General features: G+C 70.0%; 11 protein-coding genes. 6 read left to right on the top strand and 5 right to left on the bottom strand.

What is annotated here, in order from left to right; all coding sequences use genetic code 11:
* The first annotated feature begins 397 nt into the window (after positions 1–397).
* From WME97_RS16440 to WME97_RS16430, 3 genes are read left to right on the top strand one after another with little or no spacing between them, the layout of a single operon-like run.
* Entirely contained in the window at positions 398–1,729 is a 1,332-nt protein-coding gene (locus WME97_RS16440; RefSeq protein ID WP_437552852.1) for an HD domain-containing protein, read from the top strand.
* Positions 1,729–2,451, top strand: a complete 723-nt coding sequence (locus WME97_RS16435) for a hypothetical protein (protein WP_437552851.1) — start codon at positions 1,729–1,731, stop codon at positions 2,449–2,451. The genes WME97_RS16440 and WME97_RS16435 overlap by 1 nt, the downstream gene beginning before the upstream one ends.
* Positions 2,452–2,483: 32 nt before the next feature.
* A complete protein-coding gene (locus WME97_RS16430) occupies positions 2,484–3,749 on the top strand; it encodes a DUF4147 domain-containing protein (protein ID WP_437552850.1) in 1,266 nt (421 codons plus the stop codon).
* A 120-nt stretch (positions 3,750–3,869) separates the two neighbouring features.
* Here WME97_RS16430 and WME97_RS16425 read toward each other — a convergent pair whose 3' ends face one another.
* The 4 genes from WME97_RS16425 to WME97_RS16410 all read right to left on the bottom strand — a co-directional run bounded on the left by WME97_RS16425 (position 3,870) and on the right by WME97_RS16410 (position 7,078).
* Complete coding sequence (locus tag WME97_RS16425; protein WP_012235628.1) at positions 3,870–4,874, bottom strand: hypothetical protein; 1,005 nt, start codon at positions 4,872–4,874, stop codon at positions 3,870–3,872.
* A 190-nt stretch (positions 4,875–5,064) separates the two neighbouring features.
* The gene (locus tag WME97_RS16420) at positions 5,065–5,646 is read right to left on the bottom strand and encodes an ExbD/TolR family protein (RefSeq protein ID WP_437552849.1); all 582 of its coding nucleotides are present in this window, start codon (positions 5,644–5,646) and stop codon (positions 5,065–5,067) included.
* A gap of 15 nt (positions 5,647–5,661) precedes the next feature.
* The gene (locus tag WME97_RS16415) at positions 5,662–6,231 is read right to left on the bottom strand and encodes a biopolymer transporter ExbD (protein ID WP_437552848.1); all 570 of its coding nucleotides are present in this window, start codon (positions 6,229–6,231) and stop codon (positions 5,662–5,664) included.
* A gap of 226 nt (positions 6,232–6,457) precedes the next feature.
* On the bottom strand, positions 6,458–7,078 hold the full coding sequence (locus WME97_RS16410; protein WP_231864858.1) for a MotA/TolQ/ExbB proton channel family protein: 621 nt from the start codon (positions 7,076–7,078) through the stop codon (positions 6,458–6,460).
* Positions 7,079–8,075: 997 nt separating this feature from the next.
* On the opposite strand from WME97_RS16410, the gene WME97_RS16405 reads away from it, so the two are divergent.
* From WME97_RS16405 to WME97_RS16395, 3 genes are read left to right on the top strand one after another with little or no spacing between them, the layout of a single operon-like run.
* Entirely contained in the window at positions 8,076–8,753 is a 678-nt protein-coding gene (locus tag WME97_RS16405) for a MotA/TolQ/ExbB proton channel family protein (RefSeq protein ID WP_012235624.1), read from the top strand.
* Positions 8,754–8,756: 3 nt separating this feature from the next.
* Positions 8,757–9,320, top strand: coding sequence for an ExbD/TolR family protein (locus WME97_RS16400; RefSeq protein WP_437552847.1), 564 nt, complete (start codon positions 8,757–8,759; stop codon positions 9,318–9,320).
* Positions 9,317–9,925 carry an ExbD/TolR family protein gene (locus WME97_RS16395; RefSeq protein WP_012235622.1) on the top strand — a complete coding sequence of 203 codons (609 nt, stop codon included), beginning with the start codon at positions 9,317–9,319 and terminating at the stop codon, positions 9,923–9,925. The genes WME97_RS16400 and WME97_RS16395 overlap by 4 nt, the downstream gene beginning before the upstream one ends.
* Before the next feature lie 161 nt (positions 9,926–10,086).
* On the opposite strand, the gene WME97_RS16390 is transcribed toward WME97_RS16395, so the two are convergent.
* Positions 10,087–13,416 (bottom strand): SNF2-related protein, encoded by a 3,330-nt coding sequence (locus WME97_RS16390; protein WP_437552846.1) that lies wholly within the window; start codon positions 13,414–13,416, stop codon positions 10,087–10,089.
* Positions 13,417–13,485 lie beyond the last annotated feature (69 nt).

Here is a 13,485-nt window from a genome sequence, read left to right as displayed (position 1 = left end):
GCGACGTCCGCGACGTGGGCCGCACGACGTCCGCCGCGCGATTCCGCCTCGGCGTGGATGGCCCCCCATCGCGTGGATTCCGTCGCACGCCACGCTCATGACGCCCCGATGCCGCGCGCCTGTCGTCCTCGTCAGGCGGAGCCGACCGGTTCGTCGGATCGCTCACGAGGAAGGCTCGGCGACGAGCCGCGCTTGCCTTCCCGCGGGCCCACGTGGGAACGTCGCATACCTCCTTGATTTCCCGCCCCTGTTCGAGGCGCACCATGCTGTGCTCCACGCCGCACGCCCGAAGCAATGAGCCCTCCCCCCCGCGCGCACGCCCGCAGATCGACGCCATCAGGCGACTCCTGAGTGACTCGGCGCCGTTTGCGCCCATGGCGTCGAGTGGAGACCCATCTTGATTCTGCGCGACCCAGTCCACGGCTTGATCGAGTTCGAGAGCGGCGAAGCGGCCATCGTTCCGCGCTTGCTCGGCGCTCGCGAGGTGCAGCGGCTGCGGCGCATCCGTCAGCTCGGGCTGACGTCGCTCGCCTTCCCAGGCGCCGAGCACACCCGCTTCTCTCACGCGCTCGGGGCCGCCCACGTGATGCGCCTCCTGATCGCGAGGCTCCGTCAAATCGATCGCGACCTTCCGTTCTGGCAGAGAGTGACCAGCGACCGCGCGCGCGACGCGATCGCCGCAGCGTTCCTGCACGATCTCGGCCACGGCCCGCTGTCGCACCTCTTCGAGGAAGCCATGCCGGGGGCGCTCCACCACGAGCGCTGGACCGAGCGCATCCTGCTCGACCCGTCCTCGGACGTGCACCAGGTGCTCGTGCGCCAGGATCCCTACCTCCCGCAGCGGGTCGCCGACCTCATCGGCGGGCGGCACGAGCTGCCGTACCTCGCCAAGGCGGTGAGCGGCACCTTTGACGTCGATCGCTGCGACTACCTGCTCCGCGACGCGCACGCGACGGGCGTCAGGTACGGCGAGTACGACCTGCCATGGCTGCTCCGCAGCCTCAGGTTCAGCGACGTCCAGGTGGAGATGCCCGGCGGCGGCGCCGCGTCTGCCCCGCCAGCGCCCGCGCTCGCCATCGACGGGACGAAGGGGATGAGCGCGATAGAGTCGTTCCTGCTCGCTCGCTTCTTCATGTTTCAGCAGGTCTATTTCCACAAGACGACGCGCAGCGCGGAGTGGATGATCGGCGCCATCCTCCGGCGCGTCGTCACCCGCCTCGCCGCCGGGGACCGGATCCCCGAGGTCCCCGCGGCCGTCGCGGCGATGGCCGTCGGCGAGATGCCCACCCTGGAGCAGTACCTCGAGCTCGACGATCAGGTCCTGCTCGGGTCCATCCATGCCTGGGAAGCGGCGCCCGATCCCGTGCTGTCCGATCTGGCCCGCCGCCTGCGCGTGCGCTCGCTCTTCAAGTCGGTCGAGCTGTTCCCGGAGCCCGGCGAGTCGCCGTCCGAGCGCGACGCCCGGCGCGCGGCGGCGCTTGAGACCGTACGCGAGATCGCGCAGAGCGCCGGGCTCGACCCGGAGGTGTACGTCGGCGTCGACGTCGCCGAGGACACGCCCTACGCCGAGGACGCGTCGCTCATGGTCGTCTACTCCAGAGGGCGCCCGCGGCGCCCCGCCGAGGTGTCCTTCTTGCTGGATCGGCTGCGCAACGAGACGATGACTCGCACCCGGATCCTCTTCGCGCCCGAGCTGCGGGATACGGTGCGGGAGGCGCTGATACGCTGATGACCACCAGGAACAAGGCAGCCCGGGGATCGTCCGAGCCCGCGCGCCGCGCCATCACCAGAGCGCTCGCCGGCGTCGCAGCGCTCGCGGCGCTGGCGGGGGCGTCCACGGCGCATGCGGAAGGTGACGGCGCGTACGGCCGGCTGGACGGAGACCTCGATCTGCGCGCAGGCGCGGGCGCCTCGTTCGCGGACGGCGGTCCGGCGCTCTGCGCGCGCGGCGCAGCGGTGTACCTCTCGACCGCCGGCCTGTACGCGCACTACACCGACGCGCTCGGCGCAGAGGGGGCGCCCGTCGCGCGCTCGATCGCGAGCGGCGTCTTCATCCAGCCGCTCTTCCTCGCCCGCTATGCGAGCAATCTCGAGCGCAGCGCCCCCTGGCTCGACCTCTTCATCGATTCCGTGGCGCTCGGCGTGGGCTCGTTCTGGGAAGCGCCGCCCGGAGCCGGGCTCGCCGCGGAGCCCGGGCTGGAGCTCTCGCTGTCGCTCGACGTGCCGCTCCTGGGAGACGCCACGGGCCCGTTCCTCGGCCTGCGGGGCGCGCTCCGCTTTCGCGGGCCGGAGCTCTCGGGCGACGACGGCCCGCGCGACGCGCAGCGGGCGCTCCTCTCGGTCACGCTCGGCTGGCATCACGTCCTCCGCGCGCACCTCGTCGACGCAGGCGACCGCGCCCCCGCCCAGGGGGCGGCGCAGCGCAACGTGGTCGGCGCGAGGACCCGCTGAGCGCCGCCCTCGACGAGCTGCGCGCGGCGCTGGTGGCCGCGTTCCGCGCCGGGCTGGCAGAGCTCGACCCAGCTGGGCTCGTCGAGCGCGCCCTCGACGCCGAGGCCGAAGCGCACCGCGGCCGCGTGTTCGTGATCGCAGCGGGGAAGGCGGCGCCCGGGATGGCCGAGGGCGCGCTCCGCCGCTGGGGTGACAGGATCGCCGGAGGGCTCGTCATCACCGTCGCGGCCCCGGCGCTCGCCGCGCGCGATGAGACGACATCGATGGCCGCCCCCGAGGAGGCCGCGCTGCGCCCGCTGCGCGTGATGCGCGCGGCGCACCCCATCCCCGACGCGCACAGCGTGGACGCGGCCGAAGCGGCCCTCGCCATCGCGGCCGCGCTCGGGCCCGAGGATCTGTTGATCGCCCTCCTCTCCGGCGGCGCCTCGGCGCTGCTCGCCGCGCCGCCTCCGGGCGTGTCCCTCGCGGACAAGCGGGCCGTCGTCGCAGAGCTCCTGGAAACAGGCGCGCCGATCCAGGACGTCAACCTCATTCGCCGCCACCTGTCGCGGATCAAGGGTGGGCGGCTCGCAGCGGCGGCGGCCCCGGCGCGCGTGCTGACGCTGCTCATGAGCGACGTCGTGGGTGGACTCCCGCACGACGTCGGCTCGGGCCCCACCGTCCCGGACCCGACGCGCGTGGAGGAGGCGCTCGCCGCGCTCGATCGCTGGGCCCCTCGGTTCGCGCGGCTCACGCCCGCGTTCAGCGAGTCGCTGAAGCCAGCGGACGCGCGGCGCCTGGAGGCGCGCGTGCTCGCCGATCCGGACAAGCTCGCGGAGCGCGTGGCGGCGGCCCTCGCCGACAGGGCAGGGCTCCGCGCCACCGCCGCCCCCGCCGAGGACGGCGACGCGCGCGCGATCGTGGAGCGTCGCCTCGCGCTCGCGCGCACCCTCGCGCCCGGCGAAGCGGCCGTGATCCCGTGCGAACCGACGCTGGCGCTGTCGGCTCACCGCGGGGCTGGCGGCCGCGCAGGATGGATCGCGCTCGCTGCCCTGCGCGGCTTGCCGCCGGACGTCGCGCTCCTCTGCGCGGCCTCCGACGGCGTCGACGGCAGCTCCGGCGCCGCGGGAGCGGCCGTTGCCCGCGCGGCAGCCGCCGCGACGGACGACCGCACGATCGACTCCGCGCTCGCGCGCTTCGACGACGCCGTCGTTCACCGCGCGCTCGGCACGCGCGTCGAGACGGGCCCGACAGGTCACAACCTCACGGACTTGCACATCGTCGCGCGCGACTTCCTCGGAGGCGCGCGTGTGCGCTGACGCGGTAGCGCGCGCTGCGGCGCGGCAGCGCGCGTGAGCTCACGCGGCGGCGCGGGCTACGCGGCGAGCTCACGCGCGCGGGCGCGATGAGCGGCACGTCCGCCGCGGGGGCGGCGCGCCTTACTGCGGCTCGGTGACCGCGGCCGTGGTGTCGCCCATCGCTTCGCGCACCGCGAGCGCAAGCGCGCAGCTGTTCGCCTGCCGCTGCCGTGCGTCGAGCACGCTCCCCTCGACCGAGGGCGTCCCGCCGATGAGGTTGCCGCTCGCTTCGCGGCGCACCCGCAGGATGGGCTTGCCGTCCGACAGCCGCCACACCCCGACCCGCGCCATGTGCGGAACCCCGAGCAACGCCTCGGTGCTCGCCGCTCCCTCGGCCGGCTCGTCGAGGACGAGGAGGTAATACTGCGCCCGCGTGAGGAGCTCCGCCGCGAGCGGAACATCGTCGCGCATCGTATCCTCGAAGCTGGACTCCAGCAGCCGCAAGCGGAGCTCGCTCGAGGCATCCTGTGCGTCACGCACCCACTCGTCCGAGAGGACGTGCATCGTCCGGTAAGCGACGCGCAGGTTGAAGGGCTGCGCGGGCCTGGAGCAGCGCTCGGCCTCGTTGCAGTACTCGCCCGCGGGGCAGTCCCGCGTGCGCTTGCACTCCGCGCCGGCCAGCGGGTTCGGGTTCGGCACACGCAAGAGACACGCAGTGAACGCGTCGCGGAGCGACTGCTGCGCGTTCTTCCGGACGGCGTCGACGCCCGTGGCCTCGTCTACCCGGAGGCGCAGGTAAATACCCGCAAGTTCACGGAAATTCCACGTCTTGAGCGCCTCGCGATCCACGAGATCGGCGCCGGCGCTCCGCGCCAGATCGAGGGTCCAGCCCTCCACGCGCTCGCGCATGGGGAACCAGCGCGGGCCAAGCTCGACGGCGACGGCACGCTGGCGCGCCATCAGCTTCTGGCGCGCGCTCTCCATCTGCCCCTGCGACCATTTCCAGTGGAGGATCGCCGAGACCGCCAGGACGAGGGCCGTGTAACCCCAGAACTTCGCCGGGGGCCAGCGCATCTTGGAGCGCGCCTCGCGCGCCTTGTAGACCGACGGCAGGCCGCGCTCGCGGGGCGGCTGTTCAGAGGACATAGCAGAGGCTCCACGCAGGAGGCCCCAGCCCGATCACCCGAGCAAGGCAGCCTCCTCCACGCGAGCCGCGTAGAGGCGAAGGCCGCGCCGAGCGCGCCGCTGGAGCCACCACGTTCCATGGTGACCGAGGCCGCCGGGGGTCGCCCGGCGTGCCCCATCCTTCTGTGCTCGATAGGTCAAGAAGCGGGGATCACTGCGACTTCGGGAGCTTGCTGACCATGAAGCTGACGTTCGGGTAACCGGCGAACGCCGCGGTCTGGAACACGCTCTTCACGACCAGCGCGGGCACGTTCTGATCGACCTGGAGGATGCACACGCCGGGGAACGGCTTGTTCGGCTGCACCTGCTTCCACAGCTCGCGCTTGTTCTTGAGCAGGTTGAAGAGCTCGTCGATCTTCTGAAGCCGCCCGAGCTCCTCGATCGCGCGGGTCGACCCGGCCAGGGCGCCGTCGACGAGGATCTGGTTGCCGTTCACGGCGACCATCGGCGCGTCGATGACGTCCTCGACGTTCTCCGCCTTCGGGAGCCTGACGTTCTTGTCGACAGCGATCTCGCCTGACGCCGAGAAGGACATCAGGAGGAAGATCACGGTCACGACGAGGAAGTCGATGAAGCTCACGAGGTTGAGCCCCGCGTTCGGGCTGCGAGCCCCGTGTCCGGACACCTTGTTCCACACGAACCGGAGCGGCACGCCCTTCATCAGCCGGCGGCCCGGCTGGTGGATCACATGAGCGTGGGGGTTCTTGTGGTGCTTCGGATTGAACCTATCCATGTGCGCGCTCCTGCCTCAGCGGACCGAGAACGTCATGTTGAACACGGGGACCTGCTTGTTCCCATCGGGCAGCCGCATCTCGCGCTTGGGCGCGTAGAGCGCGTCGAGCACCGCGACGATCTCCTTGAAGGGCGTCCGGTTGTCGGTGTGGAGGATGGCCTGGTCGAGCTTCTTGTCGCTCGGATCGCGGTGGCCGCCGTGGGTCTTCCACTCCTCCTCGATCCGCTTCGCCAGCTCGGGGTAGCGGACGATCTTCGAGTCCGCGCTGCCGATCTCGACGGGCGACTTGTTCACCTTGACCTCGTTGACCACCGTCGCGCCCTGCTTCCACACGAGCCCGAACTCGCTCTCGCCGATGTGGAGGTTCAGCACCTTCTCCGGCGTCTGCGGGGTGAGCTCCTTGTTCGGGTCCGGAGGGCCAGGGACCTGGGCGTCCGCGTTCATGCGCGAGTTGGTGACCCAGACCGCCGTGATCAACAGGAATGCAATCGTGACCATCAGCAGGTCGATGAACGGGATCATGTTGATATCAGTGTTCGTCGACCGCTTCTTGCCGCCACCGTCGCCGACGTCTACGCCGCCCATATTGCCTTCCCAACGTGAGCCTGAGCCCACCTATCCAAGTTGTTCCGGGGAACGCCCTGCCCGCAGCTCGCGGTGGGCCACCATGCTGGGTCTGACTTCGTCGCTTTTCCGAAGTTCCCGGGACCCCGGCGGCGGAACCCGCCGTCCGGGGCTTCGAGGCGCGAGAGCGGGCCCAGGCGACATCGCGCGCGGAGGGCGCTCGACGACCCGGGCCCGCCGAGGACCATCAGGCAGCCGCCTGACCTACTGCTGCGACATTCACCTTCTGACGGTTCGCAACGACGAGGTTGAGGATCTGCACCGACGCCTCGTTGATGTCGTCCTCGATGTGCTGCGTCTTGCCGTTCAGCACGGCGAAGCCGATGAGGCCGATGATGGCCACGCCGAGGCCGAAGGCGGTGCAGTTCATGGCCTCGGAGATCCCGAGCGCGAGCACGCGGGCCTTCTGGCTGGGGTCGACCGACTCGCCGGCGACGGAGCCGAACGACTTGATGAGGCCCGTCACGGTCCCGAGGAGGCCGGAGAGCATCGCGAGGTTCGCGAGCAGCGCGAGGTACGAGGTGCGCGCCGAGATCTTCGGCAGCTCGCGGAGAGCCGCTTCGTCCATCGCCGCCTGGACCTCCTCGTCGGGACGGTTCACCTTGACAAGGCCGGCCTGGACGATGCGGGCGAGCGGGGCGTTCGCCGCCGAACACATCTTCACGGCCTTGGCAACGTCACCCGCCAGGATGCACTTCTGCATGGTGGCGAGAAAGACGTCCTTGTTGATGGACGAGCCGAACAGGTAGAGGGCGCGTTCGACGATGATGCCGATCGTGAGGATCGACCAGAACAGGATGGGCCACATACCCCACCCACCCTCTTTGAAAGCTTCATACGCTCCGTGCATTGCTTCTGTCCTCCAGTTCGCCTCGCGTCCCCGGGATGAGGTTTCGCGCAACTCGATCGGTTCCCTTTGTCAGACTCGTGTTGCCGAGGGGCGGCAGTCTTTCACTCACACGTAAAGACGGATGAGAGGCCTGTTTTGCTTGGCGGCGCTGGCCGTGGACGGCGTGCTGCTGTCGCTCTCTGGCGAGATGCCCACGGGACGCTAGCCGAGCGGCGCTGACCTCTGCAAGAGTCCTGATCGTCTCTTCTGGTGCCGGCGCGCGGCGCCGTCCCAGCTCTCCCACCTGTCGTCCAAGACTGACTTCGCGTCGTCGCGCCAGGGGCCCTTTCATGGCTCTGGGCGCGGCTCCCCGTTCACCGCAGAGCGTGCCGCCTTGTGGCCGAGCTACGCCGACGCGCCCGGGGGACTCGCGCATCTTCGCGATTGAGACCCGGCGCCGTCAAGAGAGATTTGGCCACACGTGAGCGCTCTGATACGGGCAAAACTTTACAACAATCGCGGGGTTATGTCATGATCGGCCGGGAGCGATGCGGGCCGACCAGCGGCAGATGCCGCGAATTTCAGGGGGCGCAGCGCCCGCATGGACCATCGCCGGCCGGATCGCGCGCCGCGGCAGTGCGAGCCGCGTCACCCGAAAGCGAGCGCAGCGACTCATCCGCCCGGACGACGCGGCGATGGCAGAGCACGGCGGCCCGCTCAGACGCCGGCAGCCGGAGCGATTCAGGGGTCTCCGGACCACCCTGTCCGGCCTCGGCGCCGACGGCGCCCGTCCGCGTGGCCGGGGCGAGCTCGTCGTGAGATGCGCTGGTTCTTGCGGGGATTTTCGGCGATCCCGGCCTCGCGGCTCGGGGCGCTGCAGCATCGCCGAGCTTGCACACGGGATCGGGCGGCAGTTATAGTCGCCGCGCCTGGAGATTGTCGGGCTTCTGACGACGCTGAGAAAGGGACTTCGAGGATGCGTCATCTGCTGATGTTGGCGGCCGAGGGTGGTGGCGAAGGTGGGATGTGGGAGGCCATCAAGCACAATCCGACCTTCCTGATCGCGAACCTGGTCGTCTCCGCGGTCGTGGTGACCATCATCATCGAACGAACGGCGTTCCAGCTGGGACGCTACCGCGTGAACTCCAAGGAGTTCTTCGCGCAGGTCAAGAAGCTGGTGGCGGCCGGCAACATCGACCGCGCCATCAAGCTCTGCGACGCGAGCGACTACCCGATCCTGCAGCTCGTCAAGGCCGGCCTGACCCACGCGAACAAGGGGGCCGACGAGATCGACGCCGCCCTCAGCGAGAAGCTGTCCGAGCTCAAGCCGGCCGTGGAGAAGCGCATCGGCGCCCTGTGGTCGCTCGCGAACATCGCGACGCTGATCGGCCTCATCGGGACGGTCTCCGGCCTGATCAACACGTTCGCCTCCATCGCCGCCCAGGGCCTCTCGCAGGCCGACAAGCAGCGGATGCTCTCGAACGGCATCGCGGAGGCCATGTACAACACGGCGTTCGGCCTCGCCATCGCGGTCGTCTGCATGATCGCGCACGTGCTGCTCCACACCCGCTCCAAGAACATCCAGCACGATCTCGAGTCGACGACCGAGCGCGTCTTCAACCTGCTCACAATCAGCAGCAAGCCTGGCTACTAGCCCATGGCGGACCCGCAAGACGTCCCGCTCAGCTCGGCGCAGCGATCGAAGATCCGGCGCCTATCGCACCCCAAGGAGCCCGAAGCCGGGGAGGAGGCCGGCGAGCTCAACGTCGTCCCGTACCTCGACATCATCATGAACATCCTCATCTTCGTGCTCGCCAGCGTGTCGGTGACATTCGTGTCGTCGATCGACACGACCCCGCCATCCATCGGGGGGGGCAAGGTGCGCAGCGAGCTCTCGAGCAAGGCGTTGAACCTCTCCGCGTTCATCACGAGCCAGGGGATCTCGCTGAAGACGTCGAGCGGCAACATCGCGACCGGCTGCCAGGACGTGGGCGGCGGGGTCACGGTGCCGAAGGCGAACGACAGCTATGACTACCCCGCGCTCACGGCGTGCGCGAAGCGCCTCAAGAACGCCCGCCCCGAGTTCAAAGAGGAGACGCAGGTGACGATCACGGCGAACCCGGGCATCGACTACAAGACGATCATCGACGTGATGGATGCGCTGAGGAGCGACGACGGGGAGGTGCTGTTCCCGGAGGTCCACTTCGGGGTGGCCCGATGAGCGCCGAGCAGCGACCTGCCCCGCGGCCGAAGGCGAGCGTCGTCCGCTACAAGGCGGCCCTCCGGAAGGCGATCCGAAGGAACCGGCGGGACCCCGAGATCGACTTCTTGAACATCACGGCGATGCTCGACCTGATGACGATCATCCTCGTCTTCTTGCTGAAGAGCGTGGGATCGTCGGCGGCATCCATCCCGCAGTCGAAGGACCTCACCCTTCCGAAGTCGGTGATGCAGGCCGAGCCCTCCCAGGAGGGCGTCGTCGTCATCGTCTCGAAGTCGCAGATCCTGGTCGGCGAGGATCCGACCCCGATCGTCATGCTGCCCAACCGCGAGCAGCTCGCGCAGTCGGGCGTCGACGCAAAGTACAAGCGCAGCGGCCCGAACGATCTCTACATCGTGCCGCTGGCGAACGCCCTGTCCCACGCGCGCGAGACGGACAAGGCCATCCGCGCAGCGAAAGGGCTCGATCCGTCGTCGTCGGAGGCGATCATCGTCGCCGACGCAACCACGCCGTACCGCCTCCTGATCGAGGTCCTGTTCACCCTGGGGCAGAGCGAGTTCGGCAAGTACCACCTGATGGTCCTGAGCGGCGGCCGCAAGCCGTAGCCCCCCTCCCCCGCCCTGCGGTGCCGGAAGGCCCCGCGAGGGCACTCCGAGCGCCGCCATGGATCGACCTGTGCCCCCATGAGGGCGCGCTCCCCTGCGCGCCCTCATGCATCGGCCGGTGCTCCCCGACCGGCGCGCTCCCCCAGCGCGCCGTCGTTCTGTCAGTCCACCGCGAACAGCTCTTCCAGGTCGGCCTTGGTGAGCTTCTTCGCGCCGCCCGCGTCCTCGCTGAGGACGGAGGCGACGAGCTGACGCTTCTTGTCCTTGAGCAGCAGGATCTTCTCCTCGATCGTCCCCTCGGCGATGAGCCGGTAGGCCGTCACCACCTTCGTCTGCCCGATTCGGTGGGCGCGGTCGGTGGCCTGCTGCTCGACCGCCGGGTTCCACCACGGATCGAAGTGGATGACCGTGTCGGCCGCGGTGAGGTTGAGGCCCGTGCCGCCCGCCTTGAGGCTGATGAGGAAGACCGGCACGCTCGGATCGTTCTGGAATCGGTCGACGCGCTCCGCCCGGTCCTTCGTGGAGCCGTCGAGGTACTCGTAGGCGACACCATCCTCCTTCATCGCCTTCTCGATGAGCCTCAGCATCATCACGAACTGGCTGAAGACGAGGACCTTGTGCCCGCCCTCGACGGCGTTCGCGATGAGCTCCCGGACCGCGACGAGCTTGCCCGAATCGTCGTCGCCGAACTCCCGCGGCAAGCCGAGCAGCCGCGGGTCGCAGGCCGCCTGCCGGAGGCGGGTGAGGCCGGCGAGGATCTGCAGCTGGCTCTTTGCGAGGCCGACGCGCTCGACCTCGCCGAGGACCTGCGCCCGCACCTCGCGCGCGACCTGCAGGTAGAGCGCCCGCTGCTCGCCGGTGAGATCGCAGATCTGATCCATCTCGATCTTCTCGGGAAGATCCTTGGCGACCTCCTGCTTCGTGCGGCGCAGGATGAACGGGTGGATGGCGGCGCGGAGCCGCTGCGCTGTCTTGTAGTCGCCCGCCTCGATCGGGCGCGAGAAGCGGGCCTCGAACTTGTCGAGCGAGCCGAGCAGGCCCGGCGAGACGAAGTCGAAGATGGACCAGATCTCCGAGAGCCGGTTCTCGATGGGCGTGCCCGTCAGCGCGAGCCGGCGCTTCGCGCGGAGCCGCTTGGCCGCCGCGGCGGTGGCGCTCATCGGGTTCTTGATGTGCTGCGCCTCGTCGAGGATGGCGTAGCTCAGGTCGAGCTGCGCGAGGAAATCCTCGTCGCGACGGAGGAGCGCGTAGCTCGTGATCACCACCTCCGCGGCCTTCACCTCGTCGATCTGATCCTTGCGATCGGCGCCGTGCCAGAGGGCGACCGACAGCGAGGGCGCGAACCGGGCGAGCTCGCGCTCCCAGTTCGTGACGACGCTCGTCGGGGCGACGATGAGCGCGCGCATGTGCTTCTCCTCCTGCTTGACGGCGAGCAGGAGGGCGAGCGTCTGGACCGTCTTGCCGAGGCCCATGTCGTCGGCGAGCACGCCGCCAGAGCCGATGTCATGGATGAACTTGAGCCACGAGAGGCCCGCCTCCTGGTAGGGACGGAGCGTCGCCTTCAGGTTCCTGGGCCGCTTGGTGCTGCCGATCTCGTCGATGTTGCTGAGCTTCTGGAACAGCTCGCGCGCGGAGGCGGTCACGCTCGATCCGCTCGCGTGCTGGAGCAGCTCGTGCACCCGCCCGGCCTGCGCGAGCGGCAGCCGGCCGTTCTTGCCGGACGCCATCATCAGCTCGACCTCGCGATCGAGCATCGCGCGCACCGCGTCGGGATCGAACGCGGCGAACGACCCGTCCTCGAGGCGGACGTAGCGCTTGCCCTCGGCGAGACAGCGGCGCAGCTCGTCGCGATCGACGCCGACGCCCTCGCTCTCGAAGCTGAGCTTGACGTTCAGCCAGTCCATCCCCGAGGTGACCTTGGCGAACACGCCGATCGGCCTGCCGCGCACCTGCGTGTCGACGAGATCCTCGGGGACGAAGAGGTCCCAGTCGTCGGGGAGCTCGGCGAGCCCCTCGGTCCAGAAGGTGAGCGCCTGGTCGCCGTTCGCGATGAAGCCCTGGCCCGTCTCGTCCGGCCTGAGCCCGAGGGCGAGCAGCTTGCTCGCCGCCTCCTGCTGCGCGGCGATGTCCACGCGGATGCAGCGGGCGCGCTTCATCCCCTCCTCGGGCGGCTGAATGAGCACCGGGGGCGACATGCCGTCGGCGCGCACGGCGACCTCGGCGTCGCCGTAGGCGGCGGTCAGCGTGACGCGTGCCTCGATGAGCGAGCCGCCCGCGCGCATGCGGAACGTGGGCACGAGATCGACGACCTCGGCGATCTGGTTCAGGTCGGGCAGCTCCGCGCCGACCTCGAGCGCGATCTTGGGCAGCCCCTGCATGATGATGCGGGCCAGCTCGCTCATCGGCTCGCCGATGGTCGGCGAGCGGAGCAGGCGGCGCATCGCCGCGGGGGATACGCGCTTGTCGATGCGGCGCGCGAGCCCCTCCTGCGTGTCGATGTGCCAGCCCGGCCAGCCCTCGAACCACCCGCCCTGCAGCAGCGAGAAGCGGCGCTTGTCGTTCCCCCGCTCGAAGCTCGTCTTCACGATGATGGTGTCGCCGCCGACGGTCTCGAGATCGAAGCGCGGCCGCAGGCTGTCGTCGCCGAAGCGGAGCTGCATCAGCGCCGGCTCGAGCAGCACGCGCTGCCCCTCGAGCAGCGGGAGAAGCTCGGCCACGTCCTCGCCGCGGATGTCGACGGCCGGGTGGCGCGGGTTGCCGCTCTCGAACCGGGCGAGCAGCCGGAGCGCGTCGCGATCCGGCGTGGGGTAGAGCGCCTGCCAGGCGAGCGCCGCAGAGGGCAGCACCGGGACGCGCGCCTCGGCGTCGAGGACGGTGACGGTCAGCGCCCCTTGCCGCACGTGGAGGCGGAACTCCACGCGTCGTGCCCCGGTGACGCCCTCGGGCGGCAGCCAGGCGCCGATCCCGGTCTGCTTGGCCGTCGCGTCCAGGATCGGCGCCGCGAGGGCGACGGGTGAGCCCGGCGGCCCGTGGGTGCCGACGACGGTCGGGACGGGCGCCGCCGGCGTGATCGCCAGGCGCCCGCGGCGGTCGCGACGGCGCACGCGCTTCAGAGCATCACCGCCGGCGTGGGCGGTCTGCGGGACGAGCGCCGGGATCGGAGGCTCGCGCCGCGGCTGCGCGCCGCGCGCCTGGTCGCGGATGCTGATGAGCAGCGCCGCGACGTGCTTGCAGTGCTGCCCAGCCTTCTGGAACGCCGGACAGGAGCACTGCGACTGGATGCCATCGGGCGATAGCTCGACCTTGACCGGATACGGCTCGGAGTCGGCGGCGCGGACGGTGCCGCTCGCCATCGTCTCGTTGATGGAGATGTCCTCGACGACACGGCGGCGGAAGTACTCCAGCCCGCGGAGGAAGGTGCGGGCGCCAAGCAGCCTTCGCAGGCCACGATCGCTGAGGGTGGAGAGTGCGTCGGAGATCGGAGGCGGCACGTCGTGGGCTCGGGATACGGGTGCGGCGGTGATTCGCCGGGATGGGTCGGGTGAACGGGATCTCTTGGC

Source organism: Sorangium sp. So ce367, from assembly GCF_051520455.1.
GTDB lineage: Bacteria > Myxococcota_A > Polyangia > Polyangiales > Polyangiaceae > Sorangium > Sorangium cellulosum_B.
This window is presented reverse-complemented; position numbering and strand designations above follow the sequence as displayed.

Coding starts and splice junctions, on each gene's coding strand:
- WME97_RS16435 (WP_437552851.1), top strand. CDS start 1,729: ATGACCACCAGGAACAAGGCAGCCCGGGGATCGTCCGAGCCCGCGCGC.
- WME97_RS16425 (WP_012235628.1), bottom strand. CDS start 4,874: ATGTCCTCTGAACAGCCGCCCCGCGAGCGCGGCCTGCCGTCGGTCTAC.
- WME97_RS16420 (WP_437552849.1), bottom strand. CDS start 5,646: ATGGATAGGTTCAATCCGAAGCACCACAAGAACCCCCACGCTCATGTG.
- WME97_RS16415 (WP_437552848.1), bottom strand. CDS start 6,231: ATGGGCGGCGTAGACGTCGGCGACGGTGGCGGCAAGAAGCGGTCGACG.
- WME97_RS16410 (WP_231864858.1), bottom strand. CDS start 7,078: ATGTGGCCCATCCTGTTCTGGTCGATCCTCACGATCGGCATCATCGTC.
- WME97_RS16405 (WP_012235624.1), top strand. CDS start 8,076: ATGCGTCATCTGCTGATGTTGGCGGCCGAGGGTGGTGGCGAAGGTGGG.
- WME97_RS16400 (WP_437552847.1), top strand. CDS start 8,757: ATGGCGGACCCGCAAGACGTCCCGCTCAGCTCGGCGCAGCGATCGAAG.
- WME97_RS16395 (WP_012235622.1), top strand. CDS start 9,317: ATGAGCGCCGAGCAGCGACCTGCCCCGCGGCCGAAGGCGAGCGTCGTC.